General features: G+C 66.5%; 24 protein-coding genes. 9 read left to right on the top strand and 15 right to left on the bottom strand.

The annotated features are described in order from the left end of the window. Nucleotides 1–9: 9 nt before the first annotated feature. From ACN4F8_RS05480 to ACN4F8_RS05465, 4 genes are read right to left on the bottom strand one after another with little or no spacing between them, the layout of a single operon-like run. Nucleotides 10–972 (bottom strand): aspartate carbamoyltransferase catalytic subunit, encoded by a 963-nt coding sequence (locus ACN4F8_RS05480; RefSeq protein ID WP_419472658.1) that lies wholly within the window; start codon nucleotides 970–972, stop codon nucleotides 10–12. After that, nucleotides 969–1,484 carry a bifunctional pyr operon transcriptional regulator/uracil phosphoribosyltransferase PyrR gene (pyrR, locus tag ACN4F8_RS05475; protein WP_419472619.1) on the bottom strand — a complete coding sequence of 172 codons (516 nt, stop codon included), beginning with the start codon at nucleotides 1,482–1,484 and terminating at the stop codon, nucleotides 969–971. The genes ACN4F8_RS05480 and pyrR overlap by 4 nt, the downstream gene beginning before the upstream one ends. Beyond that, complete coding sequence (gene ruvX / locus ACN4F8_RS05470) at nucleotides 1,481–1,909, bottom strand: Holliday junction resolvase RuvX (RefSeq protein WP_419472618.1); 429 nt, start codon at nucleotides 1,907–1,909, stop codon at nucleotides 1,481–1,483. Before ruvX ends, pyrR begins: the two co-directional genes overlap by 4 nt. Further along, on the bottom strand, nucleotides 1,906–2,493 hold the full coding sequence (locus ACN4F8_RS05465; RefSeq protein ID WP_322275555.1) for a YqgE/AlgH family protein: 588 nt from the start codon (nucleotides 2,491–2,493) through the stop codon (nucleotides 1,906–1,908). The genes ruvX and ACN4F8_RS05465 overlap by 4 nt, the downstream gene beginning before the upstream one ends. Nucleotides 2,494–2,569: 76 nt before the next feature. On the opposite strand from ACN4F8_RS05465, the gene ACN4F8_RS05460 reads away from it, so the two are divergent. Next, on the top strand, nucleotides 2,570–4,078 hold the full coding sequence (locus ACN4F8_RS05460) for a cryptochrome/photolyase family protein (protein ID WP_419472617.1): 1,509 nt from the start codon (nucleotides 2,570–2,572) through the stop codon (nucleotides 4,076–4,078). Here ACN4F8_RS05460 and tldD read toward each other — a convergent pair. The 3 genes from tldD to rodA are packed head-to-tail and all read right to left on the bottom strand — an operon-like array spanning nucleotide 4,075 to nucleotide 7,613. Next, nucleotides 4,075–5,535, bottom strand: coding sequence for a metalloprotease TldD (gene tldD, locus ACN4F8_RS05455; protein ID WP_419472616.1), 1,461 nt, complete (start codon nucleotides 5,533–5,535; stop codon nucleotides 4,075–4,077). The genes ACN4F8_RS05460 and tldD overlap by 4 nt on opposite strands. Before the next feature lie 39 nt (nucleotides 5,536–5,574). Beyond that, the gene (locus tag ACN4F8_RS05450; RefSeq protein WP_419472615.1) at nucleotides 5,575–6,462 is read right to left on the bottom strand and encodes an NAD(P)-dependent oxidoreductase; all 888 of its coding nucleotides are present in this window, start codon (nucleotides 6,460–6,462) and stop codon (nucleotides 5,575–5,577) included. Beyond that, a complete protein-coding gene (gene rodA / locus ACN4F8_RS05445) occupies nucleotides 6,459–7,613 on the bottom strand; it encodes a rod shape-determining protein RodA (RefSeq protein WP_419472614.1) in 1,155 nt (384 codons plus the stop codon). The genes ACN4F8_RS05450 and rodA overlap by 4 nt, the downstream gene beginning before the upstream one ends. 22 nt (nucleotides 7,614–7,635) lie before the next feature. On the opposite strand from rodA, the gene ACN4F8_RS05440 reads away from it, so the two are divergent. Genes ACN4F8_RS05440 through ACN4F8_RS05405 form a run of 8 tightly spaced genes read left to right on the top strand, consistent with a single transcriptional unit; the run spans nucleotide 7,636 to nucleotide 16,398 of the window. Beyond that, nucleotides 7,636–8,244 (top strand): YqiA/YcfP family alpha/beta fold hydrolase, encoded by a 609-nt coding sequence (locus ACN4F8_RS05440; protein ID WP_419472613.1) that lies wholly within the window; start codon nucleotides 7,636–7,638, stop codon nucleotides 8,242–8,244. 24 nt (nucleotides 8,245–8,268) lie between these two features. Next, a complete protein-coding gene (locus ACN4F8_RS05435) occupies nucleotides 8,269–10,353 on the top strand; it encodes a ribonuclease catalytic domain-containing protein (RefSeq protein WP_419472612.1) in 2,085 nt (694 codons plus the stop codon). A gap of 28 nt (nucleotides 10,354–10,381) precedes the next feature. Next, nucleotides 10,382–11,251: an energy transducer TonB gene (locus ACN4F8_RS05430; RefSeq protein WP_419472611.1), complete on the top strand. Its 870-nt coding sequence runs from the start codon at nucleotides 10,382–10,384 to the stop codon at nucleotides 11,249–11,251. Beyond that, nucleotides 11,252–11,998, top strand: coding sequence for a monofunctional biosynthetic peptidoglycan transglycosylase (gene mtgA, locus ACN4F8_RS05425; RefSeq protein ID WP_419472610.1), 747 nt, complete (start codon nucleotides 11,252–11,254; stop codon nucleotides 11,996–11,998). Next, a complete protein-coding gene (locus tag ACN4F8_RS05420) occupies nucleotides 11,995–12,612 on the top strand; it encodes a lysophospholipid acyltransferase family protein (protein ID WP_419472609.1) in 618 nt (205 codons plus the stop codon). Before mtgA ends, ACN4F8_RS05420 begins: the two co-directional genes overlap by 4 nt. Next, the gene (locus ACN4F8_RS05415; protein ID WP_419472608.1) at nucleotides 12,612–13,601 is read left to right on the top strand and encodes a phosphatidate cytidylyltransferase; all 990 of its coding nucleotides are present in this window, start codon (nucleotides 12,612–12,614) and stop codon (nucleotides 13,599–13,601) included. Before ACN4F8_RS05420 ends, ACN4F8_RS05415 begins: the two co-directional genes overlap by 1 nt. Continuing rightward, nucleotides 13,598–14,146: a crossover junction endodeoxyribonuclease RuvC gene (gene ruvC / locus ACN4F8_RS05410; protein WP_419472607.1), complete on the top strand. Its 549-nt coding sequence runs from the start codon at nucleotides 13,598–13,600 to the stop codon at nucleotides 14,144–14,146. Before ACN4F8_RS05415 ends, ruvC begins: the two co-directional genes overlap by 4 nt. Before the next feature lie 2 nt (nucleotides 14,147–14,148). Continuing rightward, on the top strand, nucleotides 14,149–16,398 hold the full coding sequence (locus tag ACN4F8_RS05405; RefSeq protein WP_419472606.1) for an ATP-binding protein: 2,250 nt from the start codon (nucleotides 14,149–14,151) through the stop codon (nucleotides 16,396–16,398). A gap of 4 nt (nucleotides 16,399–16,402) precedes the next feature. On the opposite strand, the gene ACN4F8_RS05400 is transcribed toward ACN4F8_RS05405, so the two are convergent. The 8 genes from ACN4F8_RS05400 to ftsA form a co-directional block, all read right to left on the bottom strand. After that, nucleotides 16,403–17,803 carry a glycosyltransferase family 2 protein gene (locus ACN4F8_RS05400; protein ID WP_419472605.1) on the bottom strand — a complete coding sequence of 467 codons (1,401 nt, stop codon included), beginning with the start codon at nucleotides 17,801–17,803 and terminating at the stop codon, nucleotides 16,403–16,405. Beyond that, entirely contained in the window at nucleotides 17,800–18,849 is a 1,050-nt protein-coding gene (locus tag ACN4F8_RS05395; protein ID WP_419472604.1) for a HEAT repeat domain-containing protein, read from the bottom strand. Before ACN4F8_RS05395 ends, ACN4F8_RS05400 begins: the two co-directional genes overlap by 4 nt. Further along, nucleotides 18,830–19,585 carry a YaiO family outer membrane beta-barrel protein gene (locus ACN4F8_RS05390; protein ID WP_419472603.1) on the bottom strand — a complete coding sequence of 252 codons (756 nt, stop codon included), beginning with the start codon at nucleotides 19,583–19,585 and terminating at the stop codon, nucleotides 18,830–18,832. The genes ACN4F8_RS05395 and ACN4F8_RS05390 overlap by 20 nt, the downstream gene beginning before the upstream one ends. After that, complete coding sequence (locus ACN4F8_RS05385) at nucleotides 19,582–19,971, bottom strand: response regulator transcription factor (RefSeq protein ID WP_419472602.1); 390 nt, start codon at nucleotides 19,969–19,971, stop codon at nucleotides 19,582–19,584. Before ACN4F8_RS05385 ends, ACN4F8_RS05390 begins: the two co-directional genes overlap by 4 nt. Next, on the bottom strand, nucleotides 19,968–20,144 hold the full coding sequence (locus ACN4F8_RS05380; RefSeq protein WP_201450003.1) for a hypothetical protein: 177 nt from the start codon (nucleotides 20,142–20,144) through the stop codon (nucleotides 19,968–19,970). The genes ACN4F8_RS05385 and ACN4F8_RS05380 overlap by 4 nt, the downstream gene beginning before the upstream one ends. 19 nt (nucleotides 20,145–20,163) lie before the next feature. Next, complete coding sequence (lpxC, locus tag ACN4F8_RS05375; RefSeq protein WP_419472601.1) at nucleotides 20,164–21,087, bottom strand: UDP-3-O-acyl-N-acetylglucosamine deacetylase; 924 nt, start codon at nucleotides 21,085–21,087, stop codon at nucleotides 20,164–20,166. Nucleotides 21,088–21,309: 222 nt separating this feature from the next. Next, a complete protein-coding gene (gene ftsZ / locus ACN4F8_RS05370) occupies nucleotides 21,310–22,518 on the bottom strand; it encodes a cell division protein FtsZ (RefSeq protein WP_300660020.1) in 1,209 nt (402 codons plus the stop codon). Nucleotides 22,519–22,683: 165 nt separating this feature from the next. Next, on the bottom strand, nucleotides 22,684–23,913 hold the full coding sequence (gene ftsA / locus ACN4F8_RS05365; RefSeq protein ID WP_056270025.1) for a cell division protein FtsA: 1,230 nt from the start codon (nucleotides 23,911–23,913) through the stop codon (nucleotides 22,684–22,686). Between the last annotated feature and the right edge of the window lie 76 nt (nucleotides 23,914–23,989).

Here is a 23,989-nt window from a genome sequence, read left to right as displayed (position 1 = left end):
ATTCATGCTTCAGGCCTCATTGCTGGCAACGATGGACATCACGGCCATGCGCACCGCGATGCCGTAAGTGACCTGCGGCAGGATCACGCTTTGCGGCCCGTCCACCACGGCCGAGTCGATCTCCACGCCCCGGTTGATCGGGCCCGGGTGCATCACGATCGCGTCCGGTTTGGCCCAGCGCAAGCGTTCGGGCGTGAGGCCGAAGCTCTTGAAATACTCCTGGCTCGACGGCAGCAGCGCGCCACTCATGCGTTCGTTCTGCAAGCGCAGCGTGATCACCACGTCGCAGTCCTTGATGCCTTCTTCCAGCGTGTGGCACACGCGCACGCCCATGTGCGAGAGGTCGCTCGGCACCAGCGTGCGCGGGCCGACCACGCGCACGTCGGGGCAGCCCAGCGTGGTGAGCGCGTGGATGTCGGAGCGCGCCACGCGCGAGTGCAGCACGTCGCCCACGATGGCCACCGAGAGCTTGGTGAAGTCCTGCTTGTAGTGGCGGATGGTGTACATGTCGAGCAGGCCCTGCGTGGGGTGCGCATGGCGCCCGTCGCCGGCATTGACCACATGCACATGCGGCGCGACGTGCTGCGAGATCAGGTAGGGCGCGCCCGACTCGCTGTGGCGCACGACGAAGATGTCGGCCGCCATCGCGCTGAGGTTGGCGATGGTGTCGAGCAGCGACTCGCCCTTGGCGGTGGAGCTGCGCGCGATGTCCAGGTTGATCACGTCGGCGCTCAGGCGCGTGGCCGCGATCTCGAAGGTGGTGCGGGTGCGGGTGCTGTTCTCGAAGAACAGGTTGAACACGCTTTTTCCGCGCAGCAGCGGCACCTTCTTCACCTCGCGGTTGCTCACGCTCGTGAAGTTGGCCGCGGTGTCCAGGATCTGCGTGAGGATGTCGCGCGAGAGGCCCTCGGTGGAGAGCAGGTGAATCAGTTCACCGTTCTTGTTGAGCTGGGGATTGCGTTGCACGGTCAGGCTTCCTTGGTTTCCAGCACGAAGCTCAGGCGACCGCCGCCGTCTCTGGCGAGCTCAAGAGACTGGCCTGCGGGCACGTCAACGCGCGCGGCACACACGTTGGCTTCAATCGGCAGTTCGCGCCCGCCCCGATCCACCAGCACCGCCAAGCGCACGCTGGCCGGACGGCCGTAGTCGAAGAGTTCGTTGATCACGGCGCGCAGCGTGCGGCCGGTGTAGAGCACGTCGTCGATCAGGAGCACGTGTGCGCCGTTCACGTCGAAGGGCAGCACGGTCTGAGCACTCGATGCCAGGCCGCGCTGCGCGAAGTCGTCGCGGTGCATGCTGGACGAGATGACACCGGCTGCGCCGGGCAAACCCAGCTCGCGCTGCAGGCGCTCGGCCAGCCAGGCGCCGCCGGAGGTGATGCCGACGAGGACCACAGGGCCGGGCGATTGGGCGAGCAGCGCCTTAACGGCGAACAAGAGCTCGGCGTAGAGCGCCTCTGCATTCAGAGGCAAAGACTCGGTCAAGGCAGGCTCCTCAAAAATTGTTCCATGATGATGCAGGCCGACGCCGCGTCGGCGTCTTTCGCGCCCAGGCTGTGGGCTTCGGTGGTGCTGTAACGCTCGTCCACTTCAAACACCGGCAGGCCGTGGCGCCCGCGCAGCTGGCGGGCGAACTTCAAGGCACGTGCGGTGTTCTCGTGCGCCGCGCCGTCGGGGTGGTAGGGCACCCCCACCACCAGGGCGTCGGGTTGCCATTCCTTCAGGCGCTGCGCGATCAACGCGAAGCGCGCATCGCCCTCGGCGTTGATGGTGGTTTGCGGTGTGGCGCTGCGGGTGATGCGGTTGCCGGTGGCCACGCCGGTGCGTTTGGTGCCGTAGTCGAACGCCAGAAACATCTGGCAGTGCACCGGGACTTCAAGGGTCGTGGGCGCAGCGGCAGGTGCACTCATGCGTGGCCTGCATCCGGTGAAAGCATCCAGGGTTGCAGACCGAGCAAGGCCATCGCGCGCTCATACCGCTCGGCCACCGGCGCATCAAAGATGAGCGAAGGATCGGCCTCCACCGTGAGCCAGCTGTTCTCGGTGATTTCCGATTCCAGCTGCCCCTGGCCCCACGAGGCATAACCGAGCGACACGAACACCCGGCGCGGGCCGGCGCCCGAGGCCATGGCCTCCAGCACGTCTTTGGAGGTGGTCATCTCCAGCCCGCCGGGGATGGAGAGCGTGGAGGCGTAGACCGATTCGCCCTCGCCCGACACCGCTTCGTGCAACACGAAACCGCGCTCGGTCTGCACCGGGCCGCCCTGGAACACGGGGTGTTCCAGCAGATCATCGCGGCCCATGGGCAGGTCGACCTTCTCGAACAGCCGGGGCAACAGGATGTCGCTGGGCTTGTTGATCACCAGGCCGAGCGCCCCGCGTTCGCTGTGTTCGCACATGAACACCACGCTGCGGCCAAATAGCTCATCGCTGAGGCCGGGCATCGCAATCAGGAAATGATTGGTCAGGTTGATGGGGGCAAAATCAGCAGGCATCGGCGGATTTTAAGCCGCTTACCCTCCCCAGCATGGCTGCGCGCAGCCATCCCCCCAGCACCACCCGCCCGAACCCATGAACACCTACGACAAAGGCCTGATGTGGTTCCGCCGCGACCTGCGCACACAAGACAACGCCGCGCTGTACCACGCGCTCAAGGTCTGCCGGCAGGTCTGGTGCGTGTTCGTCTTCGACACCGACATCCTCGACGCCCTGCCCCGCTCTGACCGGCGCGTGGAGTTCATCCGCGAATCGCTGGTAGAGCTCGACGCTGCCTTGCGAGCGCTGGGACGCGACAACGGCGCGGACGGTGTGGGCCTGATCGTGATGCACGGCCCGGCGACCAAGGCAGTGTCGGCGCTGGCCCAACAACTCGCGGTGCAGGCGGTGTTCACCAACCACGACGACGAGCCCGCAGCCAAAGCGCGCGACGCGCAGGTGTTTGGCGACCTGGCGCACGCCGGCATCCTGCTGCACAGCCACAAGGACCACGTGATCTTCGAGCGGCGCGAGGTGCTCACGCAGATGGGCAACGCGTTCGGTGTGTTCACGCCCTACAAAAACGCCTGGCTCAGGGCACTCACGCCCTTCCACCTCAAGGCCTACCCGGTGGCGCAGTACGCGCGCACGCTCAGCACCGTGCCCACGGCCTGGGCCAAACCGGTGCCGAGTCTGGCCGACATCGGCTTCGAGCCCACCAACCTGTCGCAACTGCCGCTGCCCACGGGCGCCAGCGGCGCACACCGCCTGTTTGAAGACTTCGTGGAGCGCATCGACCGCTACGACGAGACGCGCAACTTCCCCGCCGTCAAAGGCCCGAGTTACCTCAGCGTGCACCTGCGCTTCGGCACCATCTCGATCCGCCACCTGGCGTCGGTGGCCTACCAGATGCACCTGCAGGGCCTGGTGGGTGCGAGCACCTGGCTCTCGGAGCTGATCTGGCGCGACTTCTACCACCAGGTGATGGCCAACTTTCCGCACGTGGTGGACAAGGCTTTCAAGCCCGAGTACGACGCCATCAAGTTCGAGCACGGCAAACACGCCAAGGAGCTGTTCGCCGCCTGGTGCGAGGGCCGCACCGGCTACCCGCTGGTGGACGCGGCCATGCACCAGATCAACCAGACCGGCTACATGCACAACCGCCTGCGCATGGTGGTGGCGAGTTTTCTGGTGAAGGACCTCGGCATCCACTGGCAGTGGGGCGAGCGCTACTTTGCCGAGAAGCTGATCGACTTCGACCTCGCCGCCAACAACGGTGGCTGGCAGTGGGCCAGCTCCAGCGGGTGTGATGCGCAGCCCTACTTCCGCATCTTCAACCCGGTGAGCCAGAGCGAGAAGTTCGACCCGCAGGCCAAGTTCATCCGGCGTTACCTGCCCGAGCTGGCGGGCCTGCCCGATGCTGCGATCCACGCGCCGTGGCTCGCGCGTGAGATGGAACTGCTGGGTGGTGGCGTGGAGCTGGGCAAGACCTACCCAAGGCCAGTGGTGGACCACGCAGTGGCACGCGATCAAACGCTGTTGCGCTACGCAGTCGTGAAAAAGCCGGGAAAGATCCCGGCTTCTGGCACTGCGGCGGCGGATTAAGCGGTGCCGCCGACGGTCAACCCGTCAATGCGCAGCGTGGGCTGACCCACGCCCACCGGCACGCTCTGGCCCTCTTTGCCGCAGGTGCCCACGCCGCTGTCGAGCTTCATGTCGTTGCCGATCATGCTCACGCGGGTGAGGGAATCGGGGCCATTGCCCACCAACGTGGCGCCCTTCACCGGGTACTGGATCTGGCCGTTTTCCACCCAGTAGGCCTGGCTCGCGGAAAACACGAACTTGCCCGAGGTGATATCGACCTGGCCACCACCGAAGTTGGTGGCGTAGAGGCCCTTCTTGATGCTGGCCACGATTTCTTCCGGCGCCTTGTCGCCACCCAGCATGTAGGTGTTGGTCATGCGCGGCATGGGCACGTGGGCGTAACTTTCGCGGCGGCCATTGCCGGTGGGCTTCACGCCCATCAGGCGCGCGTTCATCGAATCCTGGATGTAGCCGCGCAAGATGCCGTCTTCGATCAACACGTTCTTCTGCGAGGTGTGGCCTTCGTCGTCCACGTTGAGCGAACCACGGCGGTCAGCGATGGTGCCGTCATCCAGCACGGTCACGCCCTTGGCGGCCACGCGCTGGCCGATGCGCCCGGCAAACGCGCTGCTGCCCTTGCGGTTGAAGTCGCCTTCCAGACCGTGGCCCACCGCTTCGTGCAGCAGGATGCCCGGCCAGCCCGAGCCCAGCACCACCACCATCTCGCCGGCCGGCGCGGGCCGGGCGTCGAGGTTGGTCAGCGCGGACGACACGGCTTCGTCCACGTAGGTCTGCACCATCGCGTCGTCAAAGTAGGCCAGGCCAAAGCGGCCACCGCCGCCGGATGAGCCCACCTCGCGGCGGCCCGCCTGCTCGGCGATCACCGTGACCGAGAGGCGGATCAGCGGCCGCACATCGGCGGCCAGCGTGCCGTCGGCGCGCGCCACCAGCACCACGTCGTGCTCGGCGGCCAGACCGGCCATCACCTGCACCACGCGCGGGTCCTTGGCCTTGGCCATTTTTTCCACCTTCTCCAGCAGCGCCACCTTGGCGGTGCTGTCGAGCGTGCCGATCGGGTCCACGCCGCCGTAGAGCGAGCGCGACTTGGCGACCTTGGCCGCCGGTGTCTTGACTTTCTTCGACTGGCCCTGGCCGGAGATGCTGCGCACGGTGTGCGCGGCGTCCAGCAGCGAGTCCCAGGAGAGGTCGTCGGAATACGCAAACGCGGTCTTCTCGCCGCTGACCGCGCGCACGCCCACGCCTTGGTCGATGCTGAAGCTGCCGGTCTTGACGATGCCCTCTTCCAGGCTCCAGCCTTCGCTGCGCGTGGTCTGGAAATACAGGTCGGCGTCGTCCACACCGTGCGACATGATCTCGCCGAGCGCGCGCTGCAAATGCGCGGGCGTGAGACCAAACGGTTCGAGGAGCAGGCTTTGGGCGGTGGCCAGACGGGCCAGGGTGGGTTCGCGTGAAATCATGGGGGTCATTGTAAGAACGACCCGCCCCACGCGCGCGCTTCAGGGTCTTGGGGTGGGCTGGCGCAGGAACGCGAGCAGCGCGGCGTCGTCCAGATCGGCCATGCCCGCTTCATGGGCCGCTTTGAACACCTGGGCCGCTCGCGCGCCCAGCGGGCCTTCAAACCCCACGCTGTGCGCGGCCGCCACCGCCAGCCGCGTGTCTTTTTCCAGCAGCGTCACATGGGCGCGCGGCGCGAGGTCACCGTCGATCGCGCGGCGCATGCGGTCCGAGCCGATCCAGCTCTGGCCGCTGGAGCGTTCGATCACGTCCAGCGTGGTCGTGAGGTCCAGCCCCAAACGCTCGGCCAGGGCCAGCACCTCGGCCGCACCCACCAAATTGATGCCGGCCAGCAGGTTGTTGACGAGTTTGGTGCGCGCGCCGTCGCCCACACGCTCGCCGATGCGCATCACGTTGAGCGACAGGGCCGCCAGCAGATCGGCGTGGCGATCCAGCACCGCCGCTGGCGCGGCGACCATCAGGCTCATGCGGCCGTCGCGCGCGCGCTGCGGGCCGCCCGACATGGGCGCGTCGATGCAATCGATGCCTCGGGTGGCCAGCCGTTCGGCCATGGCCACCGTGTCGTCGGGCGCGATGGTGGGGCACAGCACCACGGCCTGCCCGGGCCGCAGGCCATTGGCTGCGCCCTGCTCGCCCCACAGCACCTCGCGGCATTGGTCGGCGTCCACCACCACGATCACCAGTGCGTCCTGGGGCCCGAGTTGGGCCACCGCCGACAGCGGTGAGTCGGCCAGGCTGGCACCGGCGGCCAGGGCCTGCTGCTGGCGCAGCGGGTCGGTGTCGCACACGGTCACGGGCCAGCCGGCTTCGCACAGCCGCTCCACCAACGCGCCGCCCATGTTGCCCGCGCCGATGAAGGCGACCGTCATGACTGCATGAAACGCCGGGACTTGGCGATCGACATCAGCATGCCCAGCCCCACGCCCATGGTGACCATGGCGGTGCCGCCGTAGCTCACGAACGGCAGCGGCACGCCCACCACCGGCAGGATGCCGCTGACCATGCCCATGTTGACGAAGGCATACACAAAGATGTTGAGCGTGAGCGCGCCGGCCAGCAGGCGCGAGAACAGCGTCGGCGCTTCCATGGCGATGACCAGGCCGCGCACGATGAGGAAGATGAAACCGGCCATCAAGCACAGCGTGCCGACCAGGCCGAATTCTTCGGAGAACGCCGCGTAGATGAAGTCGGTGGTGCGCTCGGGGATGAATTCCAGGTGGGTTTGGGTACCCTGCATGAAACCCTTGCCCCACACCCCGCCGGAGCCGATGGCGATCATGCCCTGGATGATGTGGAAACCCTTGCCCAGCGGGTCCTTGGACGGGTCAAGCAGCGTGCACACGCGCTGGCGCTGGTATTCGCGCAGCACCTGCCAGTCCACATCGGGCGCACACAGCTGCGGCTCGAAGATGATGAGCAGCACGATGCCCACCGCGCCCAGGAGCACCGGCGGCAGGATCAGCTTCCAGCTCAGGCCAGCGAAAAAGATCACAAACAGGCCGGACGAGAGCACCAGCAGCGAAGTGCCCAGGTCGGGCTGCATGAGCACGAGTGCCACCGGCAACACCAGCAGCAGGCCGGCGGCCACGAAGTCCAGCGGCTTGAGCTGGCCTTCGCGGCGGTGGAACCACCAGGCCAGCATCAGCGGCATGGCGATCTTCATCAGCTCGCTGGGCTGGATCACCATGCCCACGTTCAACCAGCGCTGCGAGCCCTTGCGTTCGATGCCGAAGAACTCAACGCCCAGCAGCAGCACCACGCCCACCGCATAGGCGGGCAGCGCCAGGCTCATGAGCCGGTGGGGCGGAATCTGCGCCACGATGAACAACACGCCCGCGGCAATCATCATGTTGCGGCCATGGGACTGGAACCGCGTGCCGTGGTCAAACCCGACCGAGTACATGGTCAACAAGCCGGCACCCGCCATGATCATGATGGCCAGCAGCAGCGGCAGGTCAAAGCCCTGAAAGACCGGGGCAATGCGCTGCAGCAGGGAGGGTTTGTCGAACACGGCGGACATGGAGCACGATTATCCTTCGCCGATGCGCGCCCCCACCACCCACCTGCTCTATCTCCACGGCTTTCGTTCGTCGCCGCAATCCCTGAAAGCGCAGAAGGTGGCCGCGCGGGTGCAGGCCGATCACCCCGGCGTTGTCTGGTGGTGCCCGCAGTTGCCGCCCTCGCCGGCCGAGGCCATGACCCTGGTGATGCAGGGCACGGCGAGCTGGCCGCGCGCGAGCATGGCGGTGGTGGGCTCGTCGCTGGGCGGTTTTTACGCGCGCTGGGTCGCGCTGCAGACCGGTTGCCCCGCGGTGCTGCTCAACCCGGCCCCGTTCCCGGCACGCGATCTTTCGGCTTACATCGGCGAGCAGGCGGCGTGGCACGATCCCCAGGAACGTTTCTTTTTCCAGCCCGGTTTTGTGGACGAACTCAAGGTGCAGCAGGCCGACATCGAACGCTTGGCCGCGCAAAGACCCGCCACGGATGAAGACCTGTTCGCCATCGTTTCCAAAGGCGACGAGGTGCTGGACTGGCGGGAAATGCAGGCCTTCTGCGCCGGTGGCAGGGTGCGCCTGCTCGAAGGCAGCGACCACGCGATCAGCGACTTTGATGACCATACCGATGCGATGTTTGGTTTCCTGAACCTGTAGCGCCCCCATGGGACAATCCCGCCCATGCACATCCTGTTTGATGAAGCCGGCAAGTTGTTGACCGGCCGCCTCCTGTCCGAGGCTGAAAGTTCCCTGCAAGTCGAGCTCGAATCCGGCAAGCGCGTCAAGGTCAAGGCGGTCAACGCGCTGCTGCGGTTCGAAAAACCCGCGCCCGCCGCCTTGATGGCTTCGGCCACCCAGCTGTCCAACGAGATGGACCTCGCCCTGGCCTACGAGTTCGCACCCGAAGACGAGTTCGGTTTTGCCGACCTGGCGCGCGAGTACTTCAGCAGCAGCGCCAGCACCGCCGAGCAGGTGGCCGCACTCTTGTGCCTGCAGGGTGCGCCGCACTACTTTCGCCGCGCCGGCAAGGGCCGCTACAAAAAGGCGCCGGCCGACATCCTGGCCCAGGCGCTGGCCGGCATCGAGAAGAAGAAACAGCAGCAGGCGCAGATCGAAGCCTGGGCCGCCGACCTGGCCAGCGGCACCTGCCCCGAGCCGGTGCGCCAGCAGCTCTACAAGATCCTGTTCAAGCCCGACAAGAACGCGCCCGAGTACAAGGCCGTGGTCGAGGCCGCGCGCAGCAGCCACACCGCACCGCTGACCCTGCTGCAAAACGCGGGCGCCATCAGCAGCGCCTACCAGTTCCACTGGCAGCGTTTCCTGTTCGACCAGTTCCCCAAGGGCACCGGTTTCCCGGCGCTGCAGGCCCCGGTGATCACCGACGAACTGCCACTCGCCACCGTGCAGGCCTTCTCCATCGACGATTCGCACACCACCGAGATCGACGACGCGCTCTCGCTGCAGGGCCTGGGCAGCGGCTCGGTGGTGCTGGGCATCCACATCGCCGCGCCGGGCCTGGCCATCGCGCCCGAGAGCGCCATCGACCAGGTGGCACGCCACCGCCTGTCCACCGTCTACATGCCGGGTCACAAGATCACCATGCTGCCCGACGAGGTGGTGCAGGCCTACACGCTCATGGCCGGGCGCGACTGCCCTGCGGTGTCGCTATACGTCACATTTGACGAAGCCACGCTGGCCATCACCGACACGCGCACCGTGCTCGAGCGCGTGCCGATCGTGCAGAACCTGCGCCACGACCAGCTCGACACCGTGATCACCGAAGCCTGGCTGTCGGGCGAAGCCCCGGCCGACAACGCCGTGCCCGAGATCGCTGCGCTGCAACCCACGCTGGCCTTCATCTTCACGCTGGCGCGGCACCTCAAAGCGCAGCGCGAGGTGGTGCGCGGCAAGCCGGAGAACTTCACACGCCCCGACTACACCTTCCGCCTCGAAGGCAAAGCCGGCGATGAACCGGTGGGCGACGAGACGGTGGTGATCGGCACGCGCCAGCGTGGCGCCCCGCTCGATTTGATGGTGGCCGAGGCCATGATCCTGGCCAACAGCACCTGGGGCAACTGGCTCAACGACTGCGGCGTGCCCGGCATCTACCGCAGCCAGGCCAGCATGGCGCCGGGCGTGAAGGTGCGCATGGGCACCAAGGCGCAGCCGCACGCCGGCATTGGCGTGAAGAGCTACGCCTGGAGCACCTCGCCCCTGCGCCGTTATGTGGACATGGTCAACCAGTGGCAGATCATTGCCTGCGCGCGCCACGGCAAAACGGCTGCGCTGGCCGCGCCCTTCAAGCCCAAAGACGCGAACCTGTTTTCCATCATCAGCGCGTTCGATGCCGCCTACACCGCCTACAACGGTTTCCAGAACGGCATGGAACGCTACTGGACACTCAAGCACCTGCAGCAAAGCGGCACCACCGAGCTCACCGCCACGCTGGTGAAAGACAACCTGGTGCGCGCGGACTCGCTGCCCCTGGTGCTGCCGGTGCTGGGCGCGGATGGCCTGCCGCGCGGTGCGCATGTGCGCGTGAGGCTGGGCGAGATCGACGACATCACGCTGGACGTGCACGGGACCGTGATCGAGCGGCTGGACCTGCCGGTGGATGACGCAGCGATGGAGGGCGCGGGCGAGGACGGTGAGGACGAGGAGCTGTCTGCGCCGCTGGCCCTGGCCATCGATGTGAACGAAGGCGATGGCACCGAGCCCGCCGCCCAGCCGACCGAGGCCACCGACCCGGCGGGCCATTCGGCCTGAAGGCACGGGCCACACCCATAATCGCCGCGTGAAGACCACCCTCCTCGCGTTCCTGAAAGGCCTGAGCACGCTGCAGCTGGCGCTGGGCATCTCCATCGCGGTGCACGCTGCGGTCCTCACGGTGCGGTTTGTGAATCCCGAGGGTTTCAACCGGGTGTTCCAGGACACGCCGCTGGAAGTGATCCTGGTCAACGCGCGCAGCAACGAGCGGCCCGAGAAGGCCACCGCGATTGCGCAGGCGTCGCTCGCCGGTGGGGGTGATGCGGTGCGCGGACGCTCCACCTCGCCCTTGCCGCCCACCACGGTGGCCCGCGTGGGCGACACGCCCGAAGAAGACGAACGCAAGATCGAAGCGCTGCGCGAACAGCAGAACCAGTTGCTCGCCCAGGTGCGGCGTGAACTCGCCAGGATGCCGGCGCCCGACACGCAGGCCGTGAACCCCAGCCGCGAGGTGGTGGAGCGCGAAGAGAAACGCAAGGCACTGGTGAAGATCCTGGCCGAGATCGAGCGGCGCATCAACGAAGAAAGCGCAAGGCCGAAGAAGCGCTACATCAGCCCGGCCACGCGCGAGGCGGTTTACGCCATTTACTACGACGAGTTGCGCCGCAAGATCGAAGACCGCGGCACCACCAATTTTCCGGAGGCCGCCGGGCGCAAGCTCTATGGCGATCTCACCATGATCATCACGGTCAACCACACCGGTGGCGTGCTCGACACCGAGATCGTGCAGACCTCGGGCAACAACCTGCTCGACCGCCGCGCCCAGGCCATCGTGCGCAGCCTCTCGTTTGGCCAGTTCAACGACGGCATGCGCCGCCAGGCCGACCAGATCGTGGTGGTCTCGCGTTTCCGTTTCACGCGCGACGAGACGCTGCAAACACAACTGTCCGGGCAATAGATGCGATCGTTCGGGCGTTGGCTGTTGTGGATGTTGCTCGCCGGCGTGGCGCTGCAGGTGTTTTTTGCGCTGCGCATCGCCGCCATGGTGGCGATCGATCCCACCAGCACTGCGTTCATGCGCTCCGAGGCCTGGCGTGTAGGCCAGGAGAGCATGACCACCGACAAGACATGGCGCTGGTCGCACCAGTGGGTGGCGGGTGAACAGATCAGCCCCCACCTCAAGCGCGCGGTGATCGCGTCGGAAGACGCGGGTTTTCTGGAGCACGGTGGCGTGGACTGGGAAGCCATCGAGACCGCCTGGCAGAAAAACGAACGGCGCCAGCAGCAGGCCGAAAAGCGCGCCGCCGCCCAGCCCAACAAGCCGGTGCGTGAACCCAAGGTGGTGGGCGGCTCCACCATCACCCAGCAACTCGCCAAGAACCTGCTGCTCTCGGGCGAACGCCAGTTCCTGCGCAAGGGCCAGGAGCTCGTGCTCGCGGTGGCGCTGGAGGCGCTGTTGAGCAAGGAACGCATCCTGGAGATCTACCTCAACAGCGTGGAGTGGGGCGAAGGCGTGTTCGGTGCCGAGGCCGCCGCGCAGCGTTACTTCAAGAAGCCGGCCAGCCGGCTCAGCGCGTCGGAAGCCGCGCGGCTCGCGGTGATGCTGCCTTCGCCCAAGTTTTTCGAAACGCGCCAGGGCTCGGCCTACCTCGCCCGGCGCACCGGCACCATCGTGGCCCGCATGGGTGACGTTCAGTTGCCATGAACCTGCGCGCCACCGCCATGAGCGTGTTCCTGCTGGGCCTGGTGCGCCTGCTCACCGGCGCGCAGGCGCGCTGGTACGGTTGCCCGCCCAAGGCCGAGCAACGCATTTACTTTGCCAACCACCAGAGCCACGCCGACCTGGTGCTGATCTGGGCCGCGCTGCCGCACGAGCTGCGCAGCATCACGCGCCCCATTGCCGCCAAGGACTACTGGACCGCGTCGAACTTCAAACGCTGGATCACCACCGAGGTGTTCAACGCGGTGTACGTGGAGCGCGAGCGCAAGGGCGACGAAGACCCGCTGCAGCCCCTCATCAACGCGCTGGACAGTGGCGACTCTTTGATCCTGTTTCCCGAAGGCACACGCGGCCATGGCGAAGACCCGCAGCCGTTCAAATCGGGCCTGTACAACCTGGCCCAGCGCTTCCCCGGCGTGGTGCTGGTGCCGGCCTGGATCCACAACGTGCAGCGCGTGATGCCCAAGGGAGAGGTGGTGCCGGTGCCGGTGCTGTGTTCGGTGACGTTTGGTGAACCCATTGCACCCGGGGCCGATGAACCCCGCGCCGATTTTCTGAAGCGCGCACGTGAGAGCGTCATCGCTCTCAGGGAAGTCTGATGGGCTCCTTTCTGCGCAGCCTCACCGGCGAACAACAGGTCAGCCTGTTGTTCGTGCTGTTGTTCGGCCTGCTGTTCATCGCCAGCGGCGTGAGTGTGTTGCTCTCGGTGCGCGAGCGCCGTGCGGGTGAAGACGAGTCGGGTGAACGCGAATTGCGCCTGCGCGACAACCAGGCGCTGCTGCGCAGCTCGTGGGGCATGGCGCTGGTGTTCTGGATCGGCTGGGCCATGGGTGAAGGTGTTGCCATCGTGCTGTTCGGCCTGGTGTCCTTCTTCATCCTGCGCGAATTCATCAGCCTCTCGCCCACACGCCGTGGCGACCACCGCAGTCTGGTGCTGGCCTTTTTCATCGTGCTGCCGCTGCAATACGCGCTGGTCTGGAACGAACGCTTCAACCTCTTCACCGTCTTCATTCCGGTCTATGTGTTCCTCGCCATCCCGGTGGTGAGCGCGCTGGGCAACGACCCGCAGCGATTTCTGGAGCGCAACGCCAAGCTGCAGTGGGGCATCATGGTCTGCGTCTACGGCATGAGCCACGTGCCCGCGCTGCTCTTGCTCAACTTCCCCGGCTTCGCGGGCCGCACCGCCTTCCTCGTGTTTTTCCTGGTGCTGGTGGTGCAGACCTGCATGCTGGTGCAGCACATCGCGTCGCGCACCATGGGCAAGCCAGTGGCGCCCGCCATCAGCGAGAGTTTTCACTGGCGCAGCTGGGGCATGGGGCTGGCCGCGGGCGGCTTGCTCGGTGCGCTGCTGGCCGGCCTCACGCCTTTCAAGCCGCTGCCTGCGCTGGCCATGGCGCTGGTGGCCTGCGTGGCCGGGTCGATGGGTCATCTGGTGATGAAGGCGATCAAACGCGACCGTGGCGTGACCCACTGGGGCCTGGCCGGCCGCTCCACCACCGGCGCCAGCGGCCTGCTGGACCGCGTGGATGCGCTGTGTTTTGCCGCGCCGGTGTTCTTCCATTCGGTGCGCTGGACCTTCAACTTATGAGAATCCTCGGCATCGACCCCGGTCTGCAGTGCACCGGCTTCGGCGTGATCGACACCGACGGCCCGCACCTGCACTACGTGGCCAGCGGCACCATCCAGACCAGCCCGAAAGACGGCGCGCTGCTGCCCGAGCGGCTCAAGATTCTGTTCGACGGCATCACCGAGGTGGTGGCCCGCTACCAGCCCGAGGTCTCGGCCTGCGAGATCGTGTTCGTCAACGTCAACCCGCAGGCCACGCTGCTGCTGGGCCAGGCGCGCGGTGCCTGCCTCACCGCGCTGGTGGCCAACCACCTGCCGGTGGCCGAATACACCGCGCTGCAACTCAAAAAGGCGGTGGTGGGCTACGGCAAGGCGGCCAAGCCGCAGGTGCAGGAGATGGTCAAACGCCTGCTGAAACTGCCCGGCCTGCCGGGCAAGGACGCGGCCGACGCGCTGGGTCTGGCCATCACGCACGCGCAGGTCAGCCGCACGCTGCAGGCGATCAACCAGGTGTCGCCGCTGCAGGCACGCTCCAGCGCGTCTTACAAGGCGGGAAGGATCTACTGAGCATGAAGCTGGCCAAGCCGACCAACCTCAGCCTGGGCGCCTGGCTGGCGCTGGCGTTCACCTTGCTCTCGGTGCTGCTCACGCTGTTGCTCACGCTGCTGAGTGATCGTGCTGCCAGCACGCAGGTGCGTGAGGGCATTGGCGCCAACCTGGCCGAGCTGGCCAACCAGACCACCAGCCGCCTGGACCGTTCGATGTTCGAGCGCTACCGCGAGGTGCAGCTGATTGCCCGGCGGCTTGATGGCGAGCTCGACCTGGCCGAGGTGAAACGCGAGATCGAAGCGCTGCAGGAGAGTTACCCCACCTACGCATGGATCGGCGTGACCGATCCGGCCGGCAAGGTGCTGGTGGCCACGCGCGGCATGCTGGAGGGCATCGACGTGTCGGCCCGGCCCTGGTTCGGCAATGCCTTGAAGGGCACGCCCATGGGCGACGTGCACGAGGCCCTGCTGCTGGCCAAACTGCTGGGCAATGAAAGCAGCGAACCGCTGCGTTTCGTGGACATCGCCTTTCCGCTGCGCAACGACCAGGGACAGACCACCGGTGTGCTGGGGGTTCACCTCTCCTGGCAGTGGGCCCGCGACATCGAAAAAGCGATCTTCGTGCCGGTCGGGCGCAGCCGGACCGTTGAACCCTTGATCGTCTCCCGGGCCGGCACCGTCTTGTTGGGGCCGCCCGATGTGCAGGGCAGCGTGCTCAAGCTGGCGAGTCTGGACGCTGCCGAACGCGGCGAGCGAGGCAACGTGCAGGAGACCTGGCCCGATGGCAAGGCGTACCTGGTGGGCTACAGCAGCGACCGCGGCTTCGGCGCGTATCCCGGCCTGGGCTGGCGCGTGCTGGTGCGCCAGGAACTCGGCGAGGCCTATGCGCCTGTGAACCAGTTGCACCAGCGCATGCTGCTTGTCGGCCTGGTGGCCGCGCTGCTGTTTTCACTGCTGGGCTGGGGCGTTGCCCGCCTGATCACCCGCCCCCTGCTGGGCCTGACCGATGTGGCGCGCGGCATCGAGGCCGGGTACGCGGTGAAAGTGCCCACCGCCCGAAGCTACGCCGAAGTGTCCATGCTGGGCAATGCCTTCACTTCGCTGGTGAAGAAGCTGCAGGACAACGAGACCGAGGTGCGTGAACTCAACGTGTCGCTGGAGCGGCGGGTGCACGAGCGCACCGCCGCCATGCAGGAAGCCCTGGAGCGCGTGACGGCCAGCGAAGAGCGCATCCAGACGGTGATCGAGACCGCGCAGGACCCGTTCATCGGCATGGATTTCGACGGCTGCATCACCGACTGGAACACCCAGGCCGAGAAGCTGTTTGGCTGGAAGCGCGAGGAAGTGCTGGGCGAGTCGTTGGCGCACACCATCATTCCCGAGCGCCACCAGGCGGCCTTCATCCAGGCGCTGGTGCACTACCTGCAGACCGGCAAGGCCCCCTTCCAGGGCAAGCTGCTGGAGCGCACCGTGCGCGATCGCCAGGGCCGCGAGATTCCAACGGAGATGAAGATCGGTCTGATCGACACCGGCGGCGTGCAGCTGTTCAGCGCCTTCGTGCACGACATCTCCGAGCGCAAGGAAGTGCAGCGCCTCAAGAGCGAGTTCATCTCCACCGTGTCGCACGAACTGCGCACGCCGCTGACCTCCATCTACGCATCATTGAGCATGCTGGAGTCGGGCATGGCCGGTGAGCTGCCGGCCGATGTGCAGGAGCTCATGAAGATCTCCAGCCAGAGCTGTGAGCGCCTGATCCGGCTGATCAACGACGTGCTGGATGTGGAAAAAATGGACTCGCAGCAGTTCACCTACGACATGCAACGCCAGCCGCTGCGACCGCTGGTGGAGACTGCGATACGCGACACGCAGTCGTATGCCGACAGCTTCGGGGTGCGCTTCGAGTTCGAGGTGATCGCCGATGGCGAGGTGTTGGCCGATGGCGACCGCATCGTGCAGGTGGTGACCAACCTGCTGTCCAACGCGGCGAAGTTTTCACCGCCGGGGGGGCTGGTTCAGGTGATGCTGAGCGCCAATGCCGACCGGGTCCACCTGGGCGTGATCGACCGTGGGCCGGGCGTGCCGCAGAAGTTCCGGGACCGGGTGTTCGAGCGCTTCGCCCAGGCCGACGGATCGGACCGCCGGCAAAAGGGCGGGACCGGGCTGGGCCTGAACATCTGCCGCACCATCGTCAAGGAGCACGGCGGCGAGATCGGCTTCGAGAGCGAGGAAGGTGTGCGCACCGAGTTCCACTTCGAACTGCCGCGCGCTTGACCGTTCAGGTGCGCGCTTTCAGGCCCTTGCGCTTCATCTCGCCCCACTGCGCTTCGCGCTGCGTGGCCCAGCGGTACAGGCCCACCAGGCGCCACCAGCTGTTGATCTGCCGGTAACCCAGGTTCTCGGCCACGATCACCAGCGCCAGCAAGGCCAGCTGGCCCATGCGCGGGTACAGGTGGAAGGCCATCTCTTCGAGCAGCAAGCCCGACACCGACAACAGGATGCCCAGGCCCACCGCCACGAACAGGAACACGGCGAAGGCTTCCCACGAGATCGCACCCAGCGCATAGGCCACCGCCATGAAGACGTAACCACCGAGCTCCACGATCGGGCCCAGCCACTCGAACGCCACCATGAACGGGTAAGCCAGCCAGCCGGGCGCACCGCCGCGTCGGCTGAACATCAGACCCGCGTGGCCGCTCAGGCTTTCGGACAGGCCGCGCTGCCAGCGGATGCGCTGGTTGCGCAGCGTCTGCAGGTCTTCCGGCGCCTCGGTCCAGCACACCGGGTCGGGCACGAACTCGATGCGGTAGGGCGTGCCCTGCGCCCGCAGGTGGCGGTGGATGCGCACCACCAGCTCCATGTCTTCGCCGATGGTCTTGACCCGGTAGCCCCCGGCGGCGATCACCACGTCCTTTCGGAACAGGCCGAAGGCACCGGAGATGATGAGCATGGCGTTCAGGCGCGACCAGCCCAGGCGCCCGAACAGGAAGGCGCGCAGGTACTCCACCACCTGGAACAGCGCCCAGGGGTTGGTGGGCAGGTTCACCTGCGTCATGAAGCCGCCCTCGATCACGCAGCCGTTGGCCACCCGCACCGTGCCACCGGTGGCGACCACCCTGGGGTCGCGCAGGAAGGGCTTGACCACGCGCTGCAGGCTGTCGCGCTCGAGAATCGAGTCGGCATCCACGCCGCAGAAGAGGTTGTGGCGCGAGAGGTTGATGCCGGCGTTGAGTGAGTCGGCTTTGCCGCCGTTGTCCTTGTCGATCACGCGCAGGTTGGCGTGCAGGCGCGAGCGGTAGTAGGCGCGCACCGGCTGGGTGGGCAGGCGTTCGTTGACGGCTTCGGGAAACACCTCGAGCTCGAACTCGCGTTTGAGCACCTCCAGCGTGCCGTCTTTGGAGCCGTCGTTGATCACGATGATCTCGAAGTTGGAGTAGGCCAGTTGCAGCATCGAGCGCAGCGAGTCGGCCATGGAGGCCTCTTCGTTGTAAGCCGGCACCAGCAGGCTGATGGCCGGGTCCAGCCCGGTGAAGACCTGGGGCAGTTCATCGAGCACCTTCTCCTGCAGGCCTCGGTAGAGGCTGCCCATGGAGAGCAGGTTGAGTGCGAGATAGCCCAGGTTGAGCAGCACGAAGTAGCCCAGCACGAACCAGGTGATGAACTGCACCGCAGTGTTCATGCCCAGGTCCTTTCGGCCAGCACGTGGCGCACCACGGTGTCGCTGGCTGTGCCGGGCCGGCCGAACTCTGTGAGTTGTTCGTCGCTCAGGAACGGCAGTTGGGCCAACGCCTGCGCCGCGCCCATGCGCACGTCCCAGCGCGGGTCGTCGAGCTGGCGGGCCAGGGCCGGGATGTCGTCCGGTGTGGCTTGCTGCGCCAACTGCTGTGCGGCCTGCTCGCGCACCCGCCAGTCGGGGTGTTGCAGGCAGGCACGGACATCGTCGAGCAATTCACCGGTGCTCACCAGCCGCAGGGCGGCCTTCACCACGGCCGCCGGCTGGCCAGGCTGCAGCAGCACGCGCACGGCACTGGCGGGCAGCTTCAGGCGCAAGGCATCGGCCAGGCGCAACGCACGCGGCAGATCGCGCGGCGGCAGGCTCGGCAACTGCCGCACCAGATGCAGCCAGAAGGCGTCGCGAGCCTCCACCAAAAAGGCCGCCACGCGGCTCACATCCCAGTCGCGCCGGCTCAGGATCAGCGGCATCAGCGTTTCAGCGCCTTTGAAGGCGTCGATCTGGATCAGCGCACGCGCCGCGTTCACCGACACCAGACCGTCGGCGCGCCGCGCGAGTTTCAGCAAGGCGTCCCAGGCGGCTTCGTCGCGCAAATAGCCCAGGGCGAGCACCGCCTGCAAACGCTCGGCGCGCGTGCCACGCACCAGCAGTCGTCGCGCGGTGCGGTCGATCTGCAGCACGCGCGCGGCCTGGTTGAGTTCTTCGGCCGCTGTGCCGCGCACCGATTCGTGCAGGTAGACCCACAGGCGCAGGAACAGCGTGCGTTCGCTTCGGGCCAGGGCGGGCAACGTGGGCGGTTCATCGGGCTCCATCATCATGGCCAGCAGGAGCGGGCGCCAGCGTTCGACGAACGCGCTCCAGCGCCGCTCCTGGCGCTGCAGGTTGAGCCGCAAGACCACGATGACCGCCGCCAGGGCCACGGTCAGACCCAGCGCGATGGTGCCGGCCCACAAGGCCGCGAGCAGGTAAGGGTCAGAAGTCGCGCTGAACACCAAGGCTCACACCCGTGCGTGTGTAGAAGCTGCCCTGGCGCGTGCGGCTCAGCGCATAGTTCAGGCTGTAGTCCGGCCCCAGCCAGTGTCGCCCCACCAGCGCCAGCGAACGCACATCGGCCAACGCGATCACCCCGGCACCCAGTTGCGTGGCCTCGTCGCCCCGGCTGGCGATCAGGCCAATTGAGCCGTCGTCGCTGTGGTACCAGGTGGCGCGCACTTCATACAGGTCGCTGCGCGTGCCCAGGGCGCGCACCGGCGACCACGCGAGCGAGGCACTGAAGTTGCCGACATAGCGCTCCAGCATGAAGCTCAGGCGGTTGACATCGGTGCTGTCGTAGTGGGTGTGGCGAAAGCCGCCGTGCAACAGCCAGGCGGGTGCAAATTCGTACTGCAGGCTGGCGCCCACGCTGTACTCGGGCAGCACCCGGGCCGTGGGGCTGTAGCCGGCCTGCACCGAGGCCACGAGCGATGGCGACAGCGGCAGGGTGTGCACCACGTCGATCTGCGAGTCTTTCAACCCGAAGCGGGACGTGCCGGTCACGGCCAGCTCGGTGCTCTGGCGTGGTGCGCCCAGACGCACGTAACGCAACGAGACCTCGCTCCAGTCGCGGTTGCCCCGGCTCAGGTCGCTGAGCTCGGTGCTCAGGATCAGGCGTTGTCCGCCGTCGGTTTGCGCCAGCGCCGGCAGCGTTGCAGCAGCACAGGCAAGCAGGGTGAGAACGCGTGCGCTCATGGTCGGGGCCGGGTGAAGCGCCGCAGGCGGGCCAGCAGCTCGTTGGGCTGGAAGGGCTTGAGGATGTAGTCGGTCGCGCCGGCGTCCAGCGCACGCACGATGTCGCGCTCCTGCGTTTTGGCGGTCAGCATCACCACCGGCACCGTTTCCCAACCCGGCTGCGCGCGGGCCAGCCGCACCAGCTCGAAGCCGTCCACAAACGGCAGCATCACGTCGAACAGCACGATGGTGGGCACCGGTTGCGACTGGATGAAGGCCTGGCCTTCACGGCCATCGCGGGCCAGGTGCACGGTGTACTTTTCGCGCTCCAACATGAAGCGCAACAGGTGGGCAATGTGTTCATCGTCTTCCACCACCAGGGCCACGGGTTTCAAAGGCTCGCTCACAACAACCGCTCCAGCACCAGCACAGCAAAGAAGCCCAGCGCGGCAATCACCGTCCATTTGAGGATGATCACGCCCCAGGCGCGAAAGCGGGCCTGACCGGTGCCCACATAAAACGCAAAACACACACCCGCAGCGATCAACAGCAGCAGAACAGTCCAGCGAAACAGCAGCATGGTTGCGTGGACGAGGTGTTTACCAGGCCGGCGCCAACTGCGCGAAGCCCTGCGGCGCTTCGCGGTCCTGCTCGAAGCTCACGATGTCCCAGGCGTCGGTGCGCGCGAGCAAGGCGCGCAGCAGCTGGTTGTTCATGGCGTGGCCGCTGCGAAACGCGCTGTAGGCGGCCAGCAGGGGTTTGCCCACGATGTAGAGGTCGCCCATGGCGTCCAGGATCTTGTGTTTGACGAACTCGTCCTGGTAGCGCAGGCCGTCGGCGTTGAGCACCTTCACGTCGTCCATCACGATCGCGTTGTCCAACCCGCCACCGAGTGCGAGACCGTGCGAGCGCATGGCTTCCACGTCCTTGGTGAATCCGAAGGTGCGGGCGCGAGCGATCTCGCGCGCGTACTGGCCGCTGCCGAAGTCGAACTCCACGCGTTGCCCGGTGGAGTTCACGGCGGGGTGGTCGAACTCGATTTCGAACGCGAGCTTGTAGCCGTGAAACGGCTCCAGCCGCGCCCACTTCACTTGTCTGCCCTCGCCTTCGCGCACCTCCACGGGTTTGGTGACGCGAATGAAGCGCTTGGGCGCCTTCTGCATCACGATGCCGGCGCTCTGCAGCAGATACACGAACGAGGCAGATGATCCATCGAGGATGGGCACTTCTTCGGCGGTGATGTCCACGTACAGGTTGTCCAGCCCCAGGCCGGCGCAAGCGCTCATGAGGTGCTCAATGGTGTGCACCTTCACATTCCCGTTGGAGATGGTGGAGGCCAGACGCGTGTCGGTCACGGCGGTGGCGTTGACCACAATCTCCACCGGTTCGGGCAGGTCGACACGGCGGAACACGATGCCGGTGTCGGGCGCGGCCGGGCGCAGGGTGAGCTCCACCCGCTGACCGCTGTGCAGGCCGACGCCCACCGCTTTGGTCAGGGATTTGAGGGTGCGTTGCGCGAGCATGAAAGCATTTTAGTTCCCCCCTGCGCGCCTGACGGCGCTTCCCCCCAGAGGGGGGACGATGCCTGTGGCCCGGCAAAGCCGGTTCCACGGCATCTCTGGAACGAGACACGCCCGCCGGAGCAGGTGACTTCACACCAGAGGAGCCGCGGGACTGGCTTTGCCAGACCGCAGGTTCCGTCCCCCCTCCGGGGGGAAGCGGCGCAGCCGCGCAGGGGGAGCTCGTCAATCCGCCTGTTTGCGCAAGAAAGCCGGGATCTCGAAATCGTCCATGCCACCCGACGCCAACGCGTCCACCTTGGCCGCCGCCTGGGTGCGGTTGGTGCGCCACACGCTGGGCACGGCCATGGAGTTGTAGTCCGGCTGGGTCGCGCCCGGGCCACCCACGGCGGTGTTCACGGTCGGCACGTTGAACGGCACGTTGTCGGTGCCGGTGCGCAGCACCTGCAGCGGAGGCGCCGTGCGGCGCACACCCTGGCGGCTCAGACCCGTGGCCACCACCGTCACACGCATCTCGTCACCCAGGCTGTCGTCGTACGCCGCGCCGTAGATCACGTGCGCTTCCGACGACGCGTAAGCACGGATCGTGTTCATCGCCAGCTTCGATTCCGACAGCTTGAGCGAACCCTTGGCCGCCGTGACCAGCACCAGCACGCCCTTGGCGCCCGAGAGGTCGATGCCTTCCAGCAGCGGGCAGGCCACGGCCTGCTCGGCGGCGATGCGGGCGCGGTCCGGGCCAGCGGCCACGGCCGTGCCCATCATGGCCTTGCCGGGCTCACCCATCACGGTGCGCACGTCTTCAAAGTCGACGTTCACGTTGCCGTACTCGTTGATGATCTCGGCGATGCCGCCCACGGCGTTTTTCAGCACGTCGTTGGCGTGGGCAAAAGCCTCGTCCTGCGTCACGTCGTCGCCCAGCACTTCAAGCAGCTTCTCGTTCAGCACCACGATCAGCGAGTCCACATTGGCCTCCAACTCGGCCAGACCGTGGTCGGCGTTGGTCATGCGGCGGCCACCTTCCCAGTCGAACGGCTTGGTGACCACGCCCACGGTCAGGATGCCCATTTCTTTGGCCACACGCGCGATCACAGGGGCGGCACCGGTGCCGGTGCCACCGCCCATGCCGGCAGTGATGAACAGCATGTGCGCGCCAGCAATGGCTTCGCGGATCGAGTCCACCGCCACTTCGGCGGCGTCGCGGCCCTTGTCGGGCTTGCTGCCGGCGCCAAGACCCGTGGTACCGAGCTGGATGGTCTTGTGGGCGGCGCTGCGCGAGAGCGACTGCGCATCGGTGTTGGCGCAGATGAACTCCACGCCCTGCACGCTGCGCGCGATCATGTGCTCGACCGCGTTGCCGCCGCCACCGCCCACGCCGATGACCTTGATCTGGGTGCCCAGGTTGAATTCTTCGACTTCAATCATTTCGATGCTCATGGTGTGCTCCTTGTGTGCCCTTTGTCGGGGCGCTTGTGATTCAGAAAAACGCTTTGGATTCGGATACAGATTCGGTTGGGGCAGCAAGTCAGCCAGGCGGTCCGGTGCATTCCATGCAACGGGTGCGCAGGTGGCTTCGCGGCGCGGGCGTGATCAGGTGTTTCATCAAAAGGTCCCCACAAACCAGTTTTTCATGCGCTCCAGCGCGCCCTGAACCGAGCCCGCTTTTTGCGATACCTTGTGCCCGCGAACACGCGCCAGCCTCGCTTCTTCGAGCAGGCCCATCACCGTGGCCGCACGCGTCTGCGCCACCATGTCGGACAAGGCGCTGGCGTAGTTCGGGATGCCACGGCGCACGGGTTTCAGGAAGATGTCTTCGCCGAGCTCCACCATGCCGGGCATGACCGCGCTGCCACCGGTGAGCACGATGCCCGAGGACAACATTTCTTCGTGGCCCGAATCGCGCAACACCTGCTGCACCAGCGAAAAAATCTCTTCCACGCGCGGCTCGATCACGCCGGCCAGCGCCTGGCGGCTCAGCATGCGCGGTGCGCGGTCGCCCAGGCCGGGCACCTCGACCTGCGTGTCCGGGTCGGCCAGCAGTTGTTTGGCGCAGCCGCTCTCGACCTTGATGTCTTCGGCGTCTTTGGTGGGCGTGCGCAGCGCCATGGCGATGTCGCTGGTGATCAGGTCGCCCGCGATCGGGATCACTGCCGTGTGGCGGATCGCGCCGCCCGAGAAGATGGCCACGTCGGTGGTGCCGGCGCCGATGTCGACCAGCGCCACGCCGAGCTCCTTCTCGTCGTCGGTCAACACCGCCTGGCTGCTGGCCAGCGGGTTGAGCATGAGCTGGTCCACTTCAAGCCCGCAGCGGCGCACGCACTTGATGATGTTTTCCGCCGCGCTTTGCGCACCGGTGACGATGTGCACCTTGGCTTCCAGGCGGATGCCGCTCATGCCGATCGGCTCTTTCACCTCCTGGCCGTCGATCACGAATTCTTGCGGCTCCACCAGCAGCAGGCGCTGGTCGGTGGAGATGTTGATCGCCTTGGCGGTTTCGATCACGCGCGCCACGTCGGTAGCGGTGACTTCGCGGTCCTTGATGGCCACCATGCCGCTGCTGTTGATGCCGCGGATGTGGCTGCCGGTGATGCCGGTGTAGACGCGGGCGATGCGGCAGTCGGCCATCAGCTCGGCTTCTTTCAAGGCTTGCTGGATGCTCTGCACCGTGGCGTCGATGTTGACCACCACGCCGCGCTTCAAGCCGTGGCTGGCGGCCACGCCCAGGCCCGCGAGCTTGAGTTCGCCGTTGGGCTGGACCTCGGCGACCACCACCATGATCTTGGCGGTGCCGATGTCGAGTCCGACCACCAAATCCTTGTATTCCTTGGCCATGATTGCTTCTTGATTACCGGTTGGGTTGGGTTGCGTTGGGAGCGATGTCGGTGACGGTGGTCACGCCGCGCAAGCG

The sequence above is a fragment of the Hydrogenophaga sp. genome, from assembly GCF_048549895.1.
Taxonomy (GTDB): domain Bacteria; phylum Pseudomonadota; class Gammaproteobacteria; order Burkholderiales; family Burkholderiaceae_C; genus Hydrogenophaga.
This window is presented reverse-complemented; position numbering and strand designations above follow the sequence as displayed.